This is a genomic window from Streptomyces sp. NPDC026246 (assembly GCF_055567995.1).
The window spans coordinates 220071-235897 of the sequence record NZ_JBVHPJ010000011.1 but is presented as its reverse complement, the minus strand read 5'-3'; the positions used below and the strand labels follow the sequence as shown (position 1 = coordinate 235897).

At 71.2% G+C, this 15827-nt stretch carries 12 protein-coding genes and 5 tRNA genes; 10 read left to right on the top strand and 7 right to left on the bottom strand.

The window, feature by feature from the left end:
* Positions 1 to 140: 140 nt before the first annotated feature.
* A complete protein-coding gene (locus ACZ4M5_RS26560; protein WP_467740300.1) occupies positions 141 to 1313 on the bottom strand; it encodes a PP2C family protein-serine/threonine phosphatase in 1173 nt (390 codons plus the stop codon).
* A gap of 144 nt (positions 1314 to 1457) precedes the next feature.
* Between ACZ4M5_RS26560 and ACZ4M5_RS26555 the strand changes: the two genes are divergently transcribed.
* Positions 1458 to 1952 (top strand): MarR family transcriptional regulator, encoded by a 495-nt coding sequence (locus ACZ4M5_RS26555; RefSeq protein WP_467740299.1) that lies wholly within the window; start codon positions 1458 to 1460, stop codon positions 1950 to 1952.
* A gap of 357 nt (positions 1953 to 2309) precedes the next feature.
* A complete protein-coding gene (locus ACZ4M5_RS26550; protein ID WP_467740329.1) occupies positions 2310 to 3158 on the top strand; it encodes an RNA polymerase sigma factor SigF in 849 nt (282 codons plus the stop codon).
* Positions 3159 to 3257: 99 nt separating this feature from the next.
* Here ACZ4M5_RS26550 and ACZ4M5_RS26545 read toward each other — a convergent pair.
* The 4 genes from ACZ4M5_RS26545 to ACZ4M5_RS26530 all read right to left on the bottom strand — a co-directional run bounded on the left by ACZ4M5_RS26545 (position 3258) and on the right by ACZ4M5_RS26530 (position 6988).
* Positions 3258 to 3330, bottom strand: a tRNA-Lys gene (locus ACZ4M5_RS26545).
* Positions 3331 to 3530: 200 nt separating this feature from the next.
* Positions 3531 to 5672, bottom strand: coding sequence for a DEAD/DEAH box helicase (locus ACZ4M5_RS26540; RefSeq protein ID WP_467740298.1), 2142 nt, complete (start codon positions 5670 to 5672; stop codon positions 3531 to 3533).
* A gap of 335 nt (positions 5673 to 6007) precedes the next feature.
* Complete coding sequence (locus tag ACZ4M5_RS26535; RefSeq protein WP_467740297.1) at positions 6008 to 6550, bottom strand: hypothetical protein; 543 nt, start codon at positions 6548 to 6550, stop codon at positions 6008 to 6010.
* Between the two features lie 87 nt (positions 6551 to 6637).
* The gene (locus tag ACZ4M5_RS26530; RefSeq protein WP_398109312.1) at positions 6638 to 6988 is read right to left on the bottom strand and encodes a metallopeptidase family protein; all 351 of its coding nucleotides are present in this window, start codon (positions 6986 to 6988) and stop codon (positions 6638 to 6640) included.
* 83 nt (positions 6989 to 7071) lie between these two features.
* On the opposite strand from ACZ4M5_RS26530, the gene ACZ4M5_RS26525 reads away from it, so the two are divergent.
* From ACZ4M5_RS26525 to ACZ4M5_RS26510, 4 genes are all read left to right on the top strand, one after another.
* Complete coding sequence (locus ACZ4M5_RS26525; protein WP_467740296.1) at positions 7072 to 8679, top strand: metallophosphoesterase family protein; 1608 nt, start codon at positions 7072 to 7074, stop codon at positions 8677 to 8679.
* 80 nt (positions 8680 to 8759) lie between these two features.
* Positions 8760 to 8832, top strand: a tRNA-Glu gene (locus ACZ4M5_RS26520).
* Between the two features lie 36 nt (positions 8833 to 8868).
* A tRNA-Asp gene (locus ACZ4M5_RS26515) sits at positions 8869 to 8943 on the top strand.
* A 24-nt stretch (positions 8944 to 8967) separates the two neighbouring features.
* Positions 8968 to 9041: transfer RNA gene (locus ACZ4M5_RS26510), tRNA-Phe, on the top strand.
* A gap of 101 nt (positions 9042 to 9142) precedes the next feature.
* Here ACZ4M5_RS26510 and ACZ4M5_RS26505 read toward each other — a convergent pair.
* Complete coding sequence (locus tag ACZ4M5_RS26505) at positions 9143 to 9484, bottom strand: STAS domain-containing protein (protein WP_467740295.1); 342 nt, start codon at positions 9482 to 9484, stop codon at positions 9143 to 9145.
* 293 nt (positions 9485 to 9777) lie between these two features.
* On the opposite strand from ACZ4M5_RS26505, the gene ACZ4M5_RS26500 reads away from it, so the two are divergent.
* From ACZ4M5_RS26500 to ACZ4M5_RS26485, 4 genes are all read left to right on the top strand, one after another.
* Positions 9778 to 10125 (top strand): DUF6233 domain-containing protein, encoded by a 348-nt coding sequence (locus tag ACZ4M5_RS26500; RefSeq protein ID WP_467740294.1) that lies wholly within the window; start codon positions 9778 to 9780, stop codon positions 10123 to 10125.
* A gap of 344 nt (positions 10126 to 10469) precedes the next feature.
* Positions 10470 to 14414 carry an ATP-dependent RNA helicase HrpA gene (gene hrpA, locus ACZ4M5_RS26495; RefSeq protein WP_467740293.1) on the top strand — a complete coding sequence of 1315 codons (3945 nt, stop codon included), beginning with the start codon at positions 10470 to 10472 and terminating at the stop codon, positions 14412 to 14414.
* 93 nt (positions 14415 to 14507) lie between these two features.
* Positions 14508 to 14582, top strand: a tRNA-Asp gene (locus ACZ4M5_RS26490).
* Positions 14583 to 14799: 217 nt separating this feature from the next.
* Positions 14800 to 14994, top strand: a complete 195-nt coding sequence (locus tag ACZ4M5_RS26485; protein ID WP_467740292.1) for a DUF6274 family protein — start codon at positions 14800 to 14802, stop codon at positions 14992 to 14994.
* A gap of 475 nt (positions 14995 to 15469) precedes the next feature.
* On the opposite strand, the gene bldC is transcribed toward ACZ4M5_RS26485, so the two are convergent.
* The gene (gene bldC / locus ACZ4M5_RS26480) at positions 15470 to 15676 is read right to left on the bottom strand and encodes a developmental transcriptional regulator BldC (RefSeq protein WP_003949541.1); all 207 of its coding nucleotides are present in this window, start codon (positions 15674 to 15676) and stop codon (positions 15470 to 15472) included.
* Positions 15677 to 15827: the final 151 nt, after the last annotated feature.

Below are 15827 nucleotides of genomic sequence, written 5' to 3'. Positions count from 1 at the left end.
CGCTCCCTCGCACGGGCCGAACCGAGGTCCATCACGGCGCCCTCACTCATTACTTGCCCTATGACAAACATTAGTGCCGACGGTCGGCACCACCAAACAGTCGTACACCGACGTCCCTGACCGGCGCCTTCCCCCATCCCTCACCGGCCACGCCAGTCCAGACACACCACGAGGGCGTCGTCGTCCGGGACGGGCCGGCCGCGGTGGCCGGACAGCTCGCGCAGGAGGGCCCGGGGCACCTCGGTGGCCGGCAGCAGCCGGGTCGACTGGATCGCCCGGGCCAGGGCGGCGTCGCCGTAGGCCTCGCCGCCGGGGGAGGCGACGTCGTAGACGCCGTCGCTGACGAACACCAGCCGGTCACCGGGCTCCACGGCGAACTCCTGCACGACGTAGTCCGTCTCCTCGAACATGCCGAGCGGCAGCTGGGCCTCGAAGGCGACCCGTTCCACCGTGCCCCGGCGCAGCCGCAGCAACTGCGGGGAGCCCGCGTCCACCGCCCGGGCACGCCCCGTGGCCAGCTCGATGTCGAGCATCAGCACGGAGAGGTAGCAGCGGCCCCGGTAGTGCGCGTACACCGCCTGGTCCGCCAGCGCCGCCTGGTCGTCGATGGCCAGGCCGGCGCGGCGCGCGTTGCGCAGGGCGCTGATGGCCAGGCTGGTCAGCAGGGACGCCTCGATGCCCTCGCCCATGCCGTTGGTCACGTACAGGCTGAGCCGGTCGGCCGAGGCGGACCAGTCGAAGTTGTCCCCGAAGATGGCGTACGCCGGTTCCAGCTGCGCGCCCAGTTCGTACTCGGGACGGGCGCAGGAGCGGGCGGGCAGCAGCTGCCACTGCATCTCGGCGGCCAGCGTGAGCCGGTCCCGGCGGCGCGCCTGGAGGTAGAGGTCGGTGTCCCGCTCGGCCACGACGACCTCGTGCGCGAGCACCTCGGCGACCTCGGCCAGTTCGCCCACGCAGTCCTCGGCGTGTTCGGTGCCGGGCAGGGTCACCGTCAGCACCCCGAGCCGGTCGCCCCGCACGCTGACCGGCAGATGCGCGCGGACCGATCCGCCCGCGACGCTCTCCAGGTACGGTTCCTGCGCGCCGAAGGCCCGGCCCGCCGGGCTGTTGTGCACGGGCACCGGCTCCAGGGTGTGCGGCAGCACGGACACGGGCTGGAGCACCGACATGCCGTAGTCGGCCAGGAACAGCTCGACGGAGTCCGCCGCGTACTGATCGGTCAGTACACGACGGACCGCGTCCAGCAGTTGATGGGGTGCCGCCGTGCGCAGGGCGCGCTCGGCGGCGACGAATCTGTTGTCGATCGCACTCACGATGTCGGAACACCTGTCTCTGTTCAGTAAGTCGACGATTACCGGCCCCGGCCCCGGCAGCGGACACGGGCAGCTGCCTGGCCGTCACCCCGCGGCTCCCGGCGCGCCTAGTACGCTGACGGCCACCCCGGTGCCTGCGAGAGTGTGACTGTGACTTCCCTCCGACCCCGTCCTGAGCCTGCCGAGGTCGCCCGTGTGACCTCGACGGCCGCGGAGTTGCTGGAGGTCCTGTGGGGCCGGGCCTCGACCGCGCCGGCCTCGGCCTCGCAGCTGCGCGTGCTGTTCATCCTCGAACACCACGACGGCATCAACCTGCGCACCCTCGCCGATTCCCTCGCCTCCACACCGCCCTCGACCAGCCGGCTCTGCGACCGGCTGCAGGCGGCCGGCTTCGTCGAGCGCGAGGTCAGCGCCCCGGACCGGCGCGAGGTGCGGCTGCACCTCAGCGGGCGCGGCCGTGCCTTCCTCGCCGACCTGCGCCGGCGCCGGGAGCAGGCACTGCGCACGGTGCTGGACCAGATGCCCGCCGCCGAGCGGGGCGCACTGGTGCGAGGACTGGAGGCGTTCTGCGAAGCGGCGGCGGCCCAGATACACGACGACTCCGACGATTCCCGCTCGTCCGGATCCCGGACTGCCTGACCTGCCCGCCGCGGCCCGGGATCGATTCTTCCGGTTCGCTCCCCCGGCACGTTCGGCACGGCTAGGTTGTTGTCCGCCAACTATAGTTGTCAAACGACAACTGTCCGCTCCGGATGTCCCTCGGTCCCTTTCCGCGCCCCTCACCGTCCCCACCCTCCTGCCCGTCCGGTCGGCCCGTACGGTCGCAGCACATGTCCGGTTACCCCGGCACCGCCCCGGCCTGCGTCGACTGTGGTCAACGTCTCGGCGGGACACCCGGGGGGCATGGGAGGGGAGACTGTGGGTAGCGGCGCTGAAGGTGGCCTGTCGGGGGACCGGAGCGGGCCGGACTACGAGGGAGGGCCCGTGACCGCGACCATGCGCATCGGCACGACGACGGATTCCGCCACCGAGACCGGTGCGGAGCTGCCCCGGATCGCCGAACCGCAGAAGCTCGCCCCGCAGGACGCGCGCGAGCTGACGGGCCAGTTCCTCGACCGCCTCGCGGTACTGGAGGAGGGCACGCCCGAGTACCAGTACGCGCGCAACACGCTCATCGAGATGAACATGTCGCTGGTGCGGTTCGCGGCCCGCCGCTTCCGGGCGAACGGCCAGTCGATGGAGGACGTCGTCCAGGTCGGCGTCATCGGGCTGATCAAGGCCATCGACCGCTTCGAGGTCTCCCGCGAGGTGCAGTTCACGAGCTTCGCGGTGCCGTACATCATCGGGGAGATCAAGCGGTTCTTCCGCGACACCTCCTGGGCCGTGCACGTGCCGCGCCGGCTGCAGGAGGCCCGTACGGAACTCGCCAAGGCCACCGAGGAACTGGCCTCGCGTCTCGGCCGCGCCCCGAGGGTGTCCGAGCTGGCCGCGCTGATGAACCTGTCGGAGGAAGAGGTCGTCGAGGCGCAGATCGCGGCCAACGGCTACACGTCCTCCTCCCTCGACGCGGCGATCACCGGCGAGGGCGACGAGGGCGATGCGACGCTGTCGGCGTTCATCGGCGAGGACGACCCGGCTCTCGAACTCGTCGAGGACTTCCACACGCTGGCCCCGCTCGTCGCCGAACTGGACGAGCGCCAGCGGCTGATCCTGCACCTGCGCTTCGTGGAGGAGCTGACCCAGGCCGAGATCGGCGCCCGCCTCGGCATCTCCCAGATGCACGTCTCCCGGCTGATCTCCCGCACGGTGGCCCGGCTGCGCTCGGGCATGCTCGCCACGAGCTGACCGGCCCCGCCCCGCTGGACGAGAAAGCGCCCCGACCGGTCTTCCCGGTCGGGGCGCTTCTTCGAGCGGCCGGAGGCCGTCTGCTCCGGCTGCCTGCGGTAGGCCCTGTGGGACTCGAACCCACAACCAATGGATTAAAAGTCCACTGCTCTGCCAATTGAGCTAAGGGCCCAGGCGATGTTGCCCCCACGAGCATAGCCGGACGACGCCGCGTCTCCGATCGGGTATCCGGCTCGGGGCCTTTCCGGAGGGACGAACAGGGCCGATGGGTCCCACGCGTCGCCCGTCCCGGGCGTGTTGACCCACCGGACGGCGAAGCGCCGCGGCCCCGCCCCTGGGGGACGGAACCACGGCGCTCGTCACGCGTGTGCGTCAGCCGTTGCGCTTCCAGCGCGGCTTGTCCTCACGGCGGCCGAAGGAACCGCCGCCGCGGTGGTCGTCACGCCGGCCGTACGGACGGTCGTGGCCCGGACGGTCGCTCCCGGGGCGGTCGTGGCCGCCGGAGCGGAAGCCCGGACGGTCGTCACGACGGTCGCGGTTGAAGGGACGGTCGCTGCCCCGGTGCCCGCCGCGCTCGTCCCGGCGGAAGCCGCCGCGTTCACCCCGGTCACCGCCGCGGTTGAAGCCGCCGCGGTCGTCACGACGCTCGAACGAACGGCCACCGCGGTCGTCACGGCGCTCGAAGGGACGGCCACCGCGGTCGTCACGGCGGAAGCCGCCGCCGCGCTCGCCCCGGTCACCGCCGCGGTCGTCACGACGCTCGAAGGAACGGCCGCCACGGTCGTCCCGGCGGTCGAAGGAACGGCCACCGCGGTCACGGTCGCGGTCGCGGTTGAAGCCGCCGCGGTCGTCACGACGCTCGAAGGAACGGCCACCACGGTCGTCACGACGGTCGAAGGAGCGGCCACCGCGGTCACGGTCGAAGGACCGGTCCCGGTCGGCGTACCGGTCGCGCCCGGCCCCGCCGCGCTCCTCGCGCCGCTCCCGGCGCTCGTAGGGCGCGGGGGCCTCGGCGCGGTCCTCGCGCTCGACGTCCTTGGCGGTGGGCTGCTCCGGCACCGACACCTCGACGGCGACCGTGGCGTCCCCGGCCTCGGCGTCCGCGGCGGCCACGGCGGCCACGGGCTCCTCGCCGCGCTCACGCGCGACCCGGGCCAGCAGCCGGTCGGCCTCCTCGCGCAGCTCGTTCGCACGCCGCTGGGCGCGCTCCAGCTCCTTGGTGAGCTGGGCGACCTCACGCTCGGCCTGCTGCGCCGCGTTGCCCAAGGACTCGGCCTGGACCTCGGCCATCGACCGGGCCCCGGTGATCTCGGCGACCTCGGGGTCGAAGGCGCCGGCGCCCTGGATGATGTGGCGCGAGGCGTCGACGCCCGCGTCCTCCATCAGCCGGAAGATCTGACGCCGCTGGTGCGGCAGGGACAGCGACACGACGGTGCCGGAGCGGCCCGCACGCGCGGTACGGCCGGACCGGTGCAGGTAGTCCTTGTGGTCCCCGGCCGGGTCCACGTTCAGCACCAGGTCGATGCCGTCGACGTGGATGCCGCGGGCGGCGACGTCGGTCGCGACGAGCGCGTTGACGTAGCCCTTCTTGAAGTCCTCCAGCACGCGGGTGCGCGCGCCCTGCGTCATACCGCCGTGCAGCGCGTCGGCCTTCACACCGGCGTCACACAGCTGCTCGGCGATGCGGTCGGCGCCCAGCTGGGTGCGGACGAAGATGATCGTGCGGCCCTTGCGGGAGGCGATCGCGGCGGTGACCGGCGCCTTGTCCTTGGGCTTCACGATGAGGATGTGGTGCGACATGGTCGTGACGTTGCCCTGGGCGCTGTCGACCTCGTGCGTGACCGGGTTGCTGAGGTAGCGCTTGACCAGCGTGGAGATCTCGTTCTCCATCGTGGCCGAGAACAGCATGCGCTGGCCGCCGGCCGGGACCTGGTCGAGCAGCTCGGTGACCTCGGGCAGGAAGCCCAGGTCGGACATCTGGTCGGCCTCGTCGAGGACGGCGACCTCGACGTTCTCCAGGGAGCAGGCGCCACGGTTGATGATGTCGCGCAGCCGGCCCGGGGTGGCGACGAGGACGTCGACGCCGCGCTCCAGGGCGTAGATCTGGTTGCCCATCGACGTACCGCCGCAGACGACCTTCATCTTCAGGCCGACGACGTCGCCGTACGGCTGGAGGGCGTCCGCGACCTGCATCGCGAGCTCGCGGGTCGGGGTGAGGATGACCGCGCGGGGCTTGTGCTTCTCGGTGCGGCCGCCGGCGAGACGCGCCAGGGTCGGCAGACCGAAGGAGAGGGTCTTGCCGGAGCCGGTGCGGCCGCGGCCGAGGATGTCCTTGCCGGCCAGGGCGTCCGGGATGGTCGCGGCCTGGATCGGGAAGGGGGTGGTCACGCCGTTCTGCGCGAGCTTGCGCACGACACCCTCGGGCAGACCGAGGTCAGCGAAGGTGGTCTCGGGGGCGTCCTCGACTGCCTCGTTCTCGGGCACGACGACGTGATCAGTACTGGCGATGGACATGCGAATGCGAAACCTTCCGGAGTCTCAAGTCGGCACGCGCCCGTCAACTCCGTGATTCGCGATTCGCAATACGACCGCCTCAATGCGGTCCACCACGGCAAGGGAGAGTACGCGCCACACGGCGCGCTCTGCGGTGGCGCCGGGCAAGATGGGATCAAACGATCTGCCACCATACGCAGTCCGGGTCCCTTGACGCAAACCGGACCGAGCGGGTGACAGCGGGAAGGCGCCCTCGTCCGCAGACCGCCGGGCCCTTCCGTAGTGCCTCAACCAGCGTCCCCCGCGGATTGTTCCCCGGCCCGCCCGGGACCCGCGGGACACCCCCGCGCCCCGGCCTACACCGGTACCCCCGCCTCGGGGGCCGGTTCCCGCTGGGCCAGCTGCGGTCCGGGCGGCTCGTGCGCCGAGGACGAGGGCTCGGGCGTGGGCTCCGGGCTCGTCGTCGGCTCGGGGGGTGTCGGCGTGGGGTCCGGCTCGGCCGTGCGGGTGGGCTCGGGCGGGGCGGGCGGCTTGGCCGTGGGCCGGGACGGCCTGCCCGGCTTGTCCCGCCCGGGTGCGGACGCGCTCGCCCGGGCGGACGGCGAGGTGGCGGGGGACGCCGACTCCTTCGCCTCGCCGTCCTTGCCCTTGCCCTTGCCCTTGCCGCGCTTCTTGCCCTTGCCGTGCCCCCGCTTGCCGTCGGCCGACACGGCCCCGGGCCCGGAGCCGCCCGAGAGCCCCGCGCCGCCTCCGGGCCCCTCACCGGCGTGGTGCCCGGCGGAACGCGACGGCTCGACGCTCCCGCCCGCGCCGTCGTCGCCGACGCTCATGCAGCCCGCGGCGGCGGCGACGGCCACGACCGTGGCGGCCAGGCGGACGGGTACGTACAAGGGGCGCACGGGGCCACCTCCGGGAAGGGTGAGGGAGTCAACACCTCCAACTCCCGCCGCCCACAAGAGGACACGCGCCCCGTATTCACAACCCGGTCAGCCGTAGCCCAGGGCGTGAAGGCGCTCGTCGTCGATGCCGAAGTGGTGCGCGATCTCGTGCACCACGGTGACCTCCGTCTCGGCGACCACGTCCTCGCGCGACGCGCACATCCGCAGGGTGGGATTGCGGTAGATCGTGATCCGGTCCGGCAGCACACCGGCGTACCACTCGCCGCGGTCGGTCAGCGGAGTCCCCTCGTAGAGCCCGAGCAGCTCCGGATCGTCCGCGGGCGGTTCGTCCTCGACGAACACCGCGACGTTGTCCATCAGTCGGGTCAGCTCCGGCGGGATCCGGTCGAGCGCCTCGGCGACCAGCTCCTCGAACTCCTCGCGCGTCATCTCCAGCACAGGCCCATTGTCCGCCACGACCCCGGTCCGCGAGAGCCTCCCGGCGCCGCATACCCGGCTGCCGACTTGGGCATACGGGATCAATGGCCCGCGTCCCCGCCGCAGTCCTGCGTGTCCTGAAGCCCGTCCGCACCGTCCCGCACGCCCTGGCCCGCCGCTACCGCGCCCGCCAGGCGCCCGCCACGATCGCCCTCGTGCCTCAGCCGCACCCCTGGGCCCGGGCGCTGGGGCTGGTGACGGTGGTGCTCGCCGGCGCCTGGCTCGGCCTGCTGGTCGTGGGCAACGTACGGGTCCCGGTCGGTCCCATGGACACCACCATGACCCTGCGGCCGTCCTTCACGGGCGGCACGAAGATCAACATCTCACCGCTGGGCGCCCTGCAGCTGGACAGCCACAGCGCGCCGTTCCGCCTGGACGTGAACGTCGACCAGCTCGACCCGGACCGCTCCCGGGCCCTGGTCGACCACCCCGAGCGCCTCTCCGGCCTCCAGGACGAGGTCACCGAGGACATCGGCCGCGGCACCCTCGACCTGGCCCTACGGTCCGGGGTCGCCGTCGTCACCGGAGCCACCGCGCTCGGCCTCGCCGTCTACCGCCGGCCGCGGCGCGCTCTGGCCGCCGGCGGCCTCGCCCTCACCCTGCTCGCCGCCTCGGGCGGCACGGCGTACGCCACCTGGCGCCCCGACTCCGTGCTGGAGCCCCGGTTCTCCGGCCTGCTCACCTCGGCCCCGTCCCTGGTCGGCAACGCGCGCAGCATCGTCACGGAATTCGACGTCTACCAGAAGGAGTTGGCCCGTCTGGTCACCAACGTCACCAGGCTCTACGACGCCACCTCCACCCTCCCCGCCTACGCCCCCGATCCCTCCACGATCCGGGTCCTGCACGTCTCCGACATCCATCTGAACCCGGCGAGCTGGAAGATCATCGCCTCGCTGGTGGAGCAGTACAAGGTGGACGTGATCGTCGACTCGGGCGACACGATGGACCACGGCACGGCCGCCGAGAACGGCTTCCTCGACCCGGTCGAGGACCTCGGCGCGCCCTACGTCTGGGTGCGCGGCAACCACGACTCGATGATCACCCAGGAGTACCTGGAGGGCCTGAAGAACGTCCACGTCCTCGACGGGGGCCGGGCCGAGACCATCAAGGGCCTGCGCTTCGCCGGCATGGGCGACCCGCAGTTCACCCCGGACCGCTCGCGCCGCACCGGTGCCGAGCAGTCGCAGGAGCTGGCCGGTGCCCGTCTGGCCACGGCCCTGCGCGACCAGCGCTCCGCGGGCACCCCGGTGGACATCGCCGTGGCCCACGAGCCCTCCGCCGCGCGCGAGGTCGACGGTGAGGTCCCCCTGGTCCTGGCCGGGCACCTGCACCACGACGAGATGAAGGTCCTGACGTACGGCACCCGGCTCCGTATCGAGGGCTCCACGGGCGGCAGCGGGCTGCGCGCCATCGAGGGCAAGCACCCCGACCCCATCGAGGCGTCAATCCTCTACTTCGACCGGGAGACGCGCCATCTCCAGGCCTGGGACGAGATCGAACTGGGCGGGCTCGGCCTCACCACCGCCGAGGTGAGCCGCCATCTGCCGGAGGAGAACCAGCCGGGCGCGAACCCGTCCCCGAGCCCCACCGGGTCGGAGGGAGCGGGCACGGGAACGGCCCGCCCCTCCCCGTCCGCGACCCCACGCCCGTAAACCGTTTTGGCGATAGCTCCCGCCATCCCATATGCTTCTCACGTCCCCGACGCGCTGAGAAGCGCCCAGGCGGGCCGATAGCCCTCATCGTCTAGCGGCCTAGGACGCCGCCCTTTCAAGGCGGTAGCACGGGTTCGAATCCCGTTGGGGGCACGCACCACCCTGTGCGACACTGTCGTACGAAAGCTTGGTCCTGTGGAGCAGTTTGGAGTGCTCGCCACCCTGTCAAGGTGGAGGCCGCGGGTTCAAATCCCGTCAGGACCGCTGAGGTTTCACGTGAAACCTCGTGGCTGGGTAGCTCAGTTGGTACGAGCGTCCGCCTGAAAAGCGGAAGGTCGCCGGTTCGACCCCGGCCCCAGCCACCGCAGCCCTCACCAGGGCTTGAGCCCCTCTCCGGGATTCCGGAGAGGGGCTCTTTCGTGTCGTCCACGCCAGCCGGTGGGCGCCGACCGGGTTGCACCGTTCACGAGACCGCAGAGCAGGCCGAAGAGCCGTCGGGCAGCAGGCGGGAGAGGTCGAAGACGACCGGATTCGTCTCGGCGGCGAGGCGCAGCAGCCAGGTCGGCTGCCGGCCCAGCCCGGTCACGGTGACGCGGAGCGCCAGGTCACCGAGGGCCGGGTTGAAGAGCAGGTGGAGGCCGGCCACGTCCATGAAGGCGGTGCCGGTCAGATCCCACTGGAGGTCGGTCACCTGCGGCGGCAGCGCGGCGACCGCGGCGCGCAGTGGGGTGAGGGTGTGGGAGTCGATCTCCCCGCGTGCGTGGATGCGTGCGGAGGTGCCGTTGACGGTGGTGGTGATGGTCACGCGGGCACGCCCCCCTCCGGGGGTGGATGAGCCCAACGGCGAAACACTCCCCGGGAGGGCGTCGCGACGATGGCGGGGCCGAGTGCCCGTGATGGGGGCAACCCCCGGCTTCCCGAAAGACCGGCACCTGAGCGTGCCGGTCGGTCTCACTGTCCGTCCACGGTCGCACAGCGACGTCTGTGACCACGATGCCCCACATGGTGGATGTCCTGTGAAGCCCGTTACGGGCCGGGCCGCCGCCCGTACGCGGGGGCGGGGTGACGGGTGGGTCGCCCGACCCTAGAATCGAACATGTGAACGAGGAACCGCCGTCCCGGCTCGAGCTGCTGCGCTTCGCGCGCCGTGTGGTGGTCCGGCAGGCCAAGGCGGCCCTGGCCCAGATCGACCGGTGGATCGCGGTCGAGGAGACCCGCGAGGCCGAGCGGCGCCAAGGGCGCGAAGCACGGCCGCCGGCGCCACAGTGGCTGCTCGAACGGGGCCTGTCCGGCCACGACCCGGTGTACGTGCACGTCGGCGACTGCTGGAACGCCGGGAAGCGGTCCAGGAGCCTGGAACGGGACGAGGCCCGCCGGGCCCTGGCGGACGGCGTCAAACCCTGCCCCCAGTGCCGCCCGGACAACGCACTCGGATTCCTCGACTAGAGCGGACGGATGCCGTCGATCAGGCCGGAGGAGGTGGCGAGGTCGTGCGTCGGGTCCGCCTGCTGGAACGGTGGGACGTCATGGGGGCCCCGTGCCGGCCGCCCGGGCTTCGCCATGCTGGCCCTGGACAACAACGTCTGGCTGCTGCTGCCCAGGAGAGCAGGCGACAGCGGTATCGCTCCTGCCGCCCCAACCCGTCCCCCCGCCGCACGACCTGCTCGGCCCACCCCGGCCGCCTTCAGCCTACGGCCGAGGCCGCCGGGAGGGGTTCCGGGCGCCCGGGGCCGGCGCCGGGGCAAAAGCGTTCGCCACGGAATTCGCCGGGATGAGATCCTGGACCGCGTATGTCTACGCACCCCGCCCCCGCCCTCGGCGCCCTCGCCCCCCGTCTGACCGAGCTGTCCCTGCGCGACGCGCACCGGCTCGGGCGGCGGCTCGAAGGCGCGCGCAAGATCCGTAAGCCGGAGGCCCGGGCCGCCGTCCTCGCCGAGATCGAGGCGGAGATCGCCAAGGGCGAGGAGCGGCTGGCGGCCCGGCGCGCCCGCGTGCCGGAGATCACGTATCCCGAGCAGCTGCCGGTCAGCCAGAAGAAGGACGACATCGCGGCCGCGATCCGCGACCACCAGGTCGTGATCGTCGCCGGCGAGACCGGCTCCGGCAAGACGACGCAGATCCCCAAGATCTGCATGGAGCTCGGCCGGGGCGTGCGCGGCATGATCGGCCACACCCAGCCGCGCAGGATCGCCGCCCGCACCGTCGCCGAGCGCGTCGCGGAGGAGCTGAACACGCCCCTCGGCGAGACCGTCGGCTGGAAGGTGCGCTTCACCGACCAGGTCGACCCCGAGTCCACCTGCGTCAAGCTGATGACGGACGGCATCCTGCTCGCCGAGATCCAGACCGACCGCGAGCTGCGCGCCTACGACACGATCATCATCGACGAGGCCCACGAACGGTCCCTCAACATCGACTTCCTGCTCGGCTACCTCGCCCAGCTGCTGCCCAAGCGCCCCGACCTGAAGGTCGTCATCACCTCGGCGACGATCGACCCGGAGCGCTTCTCACGGCACTTCGGCGACGCCCCGATCATCGAGGTCAGCGGCCGTACGTACCCCGTCGAGGTGCGCTACCGCCCGCTCCTGGAGGAGGACGGCGACGACGCCGACCGCGACCAGATCACCGCGATCACCGACGCCGTCGAGGAACTGCAGAAGGAGGGCCAGGGCGACATCCTGGTGTTCCTCTCCGGCGAGCGCGAGATCCGCGACACCGCCGACGCCCTGACCAAGAAGAACTACCGCTTCACGGAGATCCTGCCGCTCTACGCCCGGCTCTCGCACGCGGAGCAGCACCGCGTCTTCCAGCCGCACACGGGCCGCAGGATCGTGCTGGCCACGAACGTCGCCGAGACGTCCCTGACCGTCCCGGGCATCAAGTACGTCATCGACCCCGGCTTCGCCCGCATCTCGCGCTACAGCCACCGCACCAAGGTGCAGCGCCTGCCGATCGAGCCGGTCTCGCAGGCCAGCGCCAACCAGCGCAAGGGCCGTTGCGGCCGCACGTCCGACGGCATCTGCATCCGGCTGTACAGCGAGGACGACTTCAACGCCCGGCCGGAGTTCACGGACGCGGAGATCCTCCGGACGAATCTGGCCTCCGTCATCCTGCAGATGACCGCGGCCGGCCTCGGCGACATCGAGAAGTTCCCCTTCATCGACCCGCCGGACCACCGCAACATCCGCGACGGCGTGCAGCTCCTGCAGGAGCTGGGCGCTCTCGACCCGGCGCAGAAGCACCCCCGCAAGCGGCTCACCGACACCGGCCGCAAGCTCGCCCAGCTGCCCGTCGACCCGCGGCTGGCCCGGATGGTCCTGGAGGCCGACAGGAACGGCTGCGTCCGCGAGGTCATGGTCATAGCCGCCGCGCTGTCCATCCAGGACCCGCGGGAGCGCCCCGCCGACAAGCAGGCCCAGGCCGACCAGCAGCACGCCCGCTTCAAGGACGAGACCAGCGACTTCCTGGCGTACCTCAACCTCTGGCGCTACCTGCGCGAGCAGCAGAAGGAGCGCGGTTCGTCCTCCTTCCGCCGGATGTGCAAGCAGGAGTACCTCAACTTCCTTCGCATCCGTGAATGGCAGGACATCTACACGCAGTTGCGCACGGTCGCCAAGCAGATGGGCATCCATCTCAACGACGACGACGCCCCGGCCGACCGCGTCCACCTCTCCCTGCTCGCCGGCCTGCTGTCCCACGTGGGCATGAAGGACGTGAAGGAGGGCGCGAAGAACGAGTACCTGGGCGCCCGCAACGCCAAGTTCGCGATCTTCCCGGGTTCGGCGCTGTTCAAGAAGCCCCCGCGCTTCGTGATGTCCGCCGAACTCGTCGAGACCTCCCGCCTCTGGGCCCGGGTCAACGCGAAGATCGAGCCGGAGTGGGTCGAACCCCTCGCCCAGCACCTCGTCAAGCGCACCTACAGCGAACCGCACTGGGAGAAGGACCAGGCGGCCGTGATGGCGTACGAGAAGGTCACGCTGTACGGCGTGCCGATCGTGGCGCAGCGGAAGGTCAACTACGGGCGGATCGACCCGGAGATCAGCCGTGAGCTGTTCATCCGCAACGCGCTCGTCGAGGGCGACTGGCGCACCCACCACAAGTTCTTCTCGGACAACCGCCGCCTGCTCACCGAGGTCGAGGAGCTGGAGCACCGCGCCCGGCGCCGCGACATCCTCGTCGACGACGAGACGCTCTTCGACTTCTACGACCGGCGCATCCCCGAACACGTCGTCTCCGGCGCGCACTTCGACTCCTGGTGGAAGCGCAAGCGCCAGGAGCAGCCCGACTTCCTCGACTTCGAGCGCGAGATGCTCATCAACGAGAAGGCGGGCGAGGTCACCAAGGCCGACTACCCGGACGCGTGGCGCCAGGGGAACCTCAAGTTCCGTGTGACGTACCAGTTCGAACCCGGCGCCGACGCCGACGGCGTGACCGTCCACATCCCGCTCCAGGTGCTCAACCAGGTGACGGACGAGGGCTTCGACTGGCAGATCCCGGGCCTGCGCGAGGAGCTGGTGACGGAGCTGATCCGCTCCCTGCCCAAGCCCATTCGCCGCAACTACGTGCCCGCGCCGAACTACGCGAAGGCGTTCCTGGACAAGGCGGTGCCCCTCCAGGAGCCGCTGACCACGACCATGGCCCGCGAGCTGCGGCTCATGGTCGGCGTCCCCTTCGAGCCGGACGACTTCGACTGGACCAAGGTCCCCGACCACCTGCGGATCACGTTCCGGATCGTCGACGAGCGGCGCCGCAAACTGGCCGAGGACAAGGACCTGGAGGCGTTGAAGCTCCGGCTGAAGCCCAAGGCCCGCAAGGCCCTCTCGCAGGCCGCGGCGGCCACGGCCGAGCGGCAGGGCGGCGAGTCCCTGGAGCGCGAGGGCCTCACCGACTGGACGATCGGCACGCTCACCCGCGTCTTCGAGACGCGCCGGGCCGGCCAGCCGGTGAAGGCCTACCCGGCGCTGGTCGACGACGGCGACACCGTCTCCGTACGCCTCTTCGACACCGAGGCCGAGCAGGCGGAGGCCATGTGGAAGGGCACGCGCCGGCTCATCCTGCGCAACATCCCGGTCAACCCGGCGAAGTTCGCCTCGGAGAGGCTGACGAACGCGCAGAAGCTGGCCCTGTCGGCCAACCCGCACGGCTCGATCCAGGCCCTGTTCGACGACTGCGCCATGGCGGCCGCCGACAAGCTGATCGGCGACCTCGGCGGACCGGCCTGGGACGAGGAGTCCCACCGGAAGCTGTACGACAAGGTGCGTGCCGAGATCGTCGACACGACGGTCCGCACGGTGGGTCAGGTGCAGCAGGTCCTCGCCGCCTGGCAGGCCTGCGAACGCCGGCTGAAGGCCGTGCGCAGCCCCGCGTTGCTGCCGAACCTCCAGGACGTGCGGAAGCAGCTGGACGCGCTCGTGAAGCCCGGGTTCGTGACGGAGGCCGGTCTGCGCCGGCTGCCGGACCTGATGCGCTATCTCGTGGCCGCCGACCGGCGTCTGCAGCAGATGCCGACGAACGTTCAGCGCGACACCACGCGCATGGAGAAGGTCCGCGAGATGCAGGACGAGTACGCCTGGCTCCTGGAGCAGATGCCGCAGGGCCGGCCGGTCCCGTCGGCGGTCCTGGACATCCGCTGGATGATCGAGGAGCTCAGGGTCAGCTACTTCGCCCACGCGCTGGGCACGGCATACCCCGTCTCCGACAAGCGGATCGTGAAGGCGATCGACGCGGCGGTGCCGTAACGACGTGCACACGCAGGGTGAGTTCGACCCGCGGCTCACCCTCCTGTACAGTCTCTTCTCGCAGCGCAACGCAAGAATCGCGCAGCGAAACCTGGTCCTGTGGAGCAGTTTGGAGTGCTCGCCACCCTGTCAAGGTGGAGGCCGCGGGTTCAAATCCCGTCAGGACCGCAGTGAGAGAGGCCCGGATCTTCGGATCCGGGCCTCTCGTCGTCTCCGCCGAACCGGCGACGGCCCGGGATGCACCCTGGCGCCGGAACCGGGCCACCTGGCCGACGCCCCGTCATCTACGGGCCCCCGGGCCTCTCGCGCCGTCTTGACGCTCCCTCAACCGGCCGGTACTCCGGAACCAGGGGCCGTTCCCTGCACGGCTCCCCGGAGGTGGCGTATGGCGGCATCGGCTAGGCACGAGACGCGGGCGCTGCTCCGCGCACACCTGGCGGCCGCGTCGTCGTACCGGCACCTCACCCGGCACTGCCCGATCTGCCATCGCCTGCTGCGGCTGGCGATGGAGTCCGCCCCGGGGGCCACCGCACCCGAGCCGCCGCCGGCCCGGGAGGACGAGAGCCCCGCACCCGCCTGACCCCCGGCCGCCCAACGCCCGTGCCGGCGGCGGCCGCTGGGGCCGCGCGTCCCTCTACCGCACCGAGCGGCGAGCCAACAAGCCGTGCGGTATGTGACGGGAGTCACCGCATGTTCCGGGAGAAGTGCGGTACTTACGCCCCTCCTACAACCGGTCAATTTAATATGTGCAATTGCACCCCTCACGAGACTCCCGCCCGAAGGGGATCCGGCGCCCGCGCTTCACCCGCCCCCCAGACTCCGACAAGGCCGCTCACCGGCAGGCCGGCGGACCGGCAGGAGGGCACAAAAAAGATCGCGCTGGACCCGGCGGAGTCCAGCGCGATCGACGACGCACCCTGTCATATGCCTGTAGTGCTGCTCTGACTGGCGTGGGCGTGGGGGCTGTTGGGGCAGCACCCCGCGTCGCTTGGAGCTGTGGGCCCGGACGTCACGGCCAGTTGGGGGACGGACCGATTCGACCGGTATTCAGTTGTTCAGGCCTCGCTGCGCTGCTGCGGGATGCCCGCGAGCAGAGCGCGGACCTCGGCCTCGCGGTAGCGCCGATGCCCGCCGAGCGTGCGGATCGACGTGAGCTTGCCGGCCTTCGCCCACCGCGTGACCGTCTTGGGGTCGACGCGGAACATGGTGGCGACCTCAGCCGGGGTCAGCAGCGGCTCGGCATCAGGGGTGCGAGCGGTCATGAGCGGCCTCCTCGGGAGAACCGAACCTTCTCGGTTCTTTCCTCTAAATTCTGCACCTTGACCCGCGTTGCCCGAAATGGCGGACGCGAGTCGAGTCGGTTATAGGACGAACGGCTTGTCCTCGGCACTACAACTACACCATCTGTCCAGC

What these genes read in the sequence shown, in the direction of transcription:
- bldC (WP_003949541.1), bottom strand. Translation starts at nt 15,676, where the DNA reads ATGACCGCTCGCACCCCTGATGCCGAGCCGCTGCTGACCCCGGCTGAG.
- ACZ4M5_RS26550 (WP_467740329.1), top strand. Translation starts at nt 2,310, where the DNA reads ATGCGCATCGGCACGACGACGGATTCCGCCACCGAGACCGGTGCGGAG.
- ACZ4M5_RS26485 (WP_467740292.1), top strand. Translation starts at nt 14,800, where the DNA reads ATGGCGGCATCGGCTAGGCACGAGACGCGGGCGCTGCTCCGCGCACAC.
- ACZ4M5_RS26540 (WP_467740298.1), bottom strand. Translation starts at nt 5,672, where the DNA reads ATGTCCATCGCCAGTACTGATCACGTCGTCGTGCCCGAGAACGAGGCA.
- hrpA (WP_467740293.1), top strand. Translation starts at nt 10,470, where the DNA reads ATGTCTACGCACCCCGCCCCCGCCCTCGGCGCCCTCGCCCCCCGTCTG.
- ACZ4M5_RS26525 (WP_467740296.1), top strand. Translation starts at nt 7,072, where the DNA reads ATGGCCCGCGTCCCCGCCGCAGTCCTGCGTGTCCTGAAGCCCGTCCGC.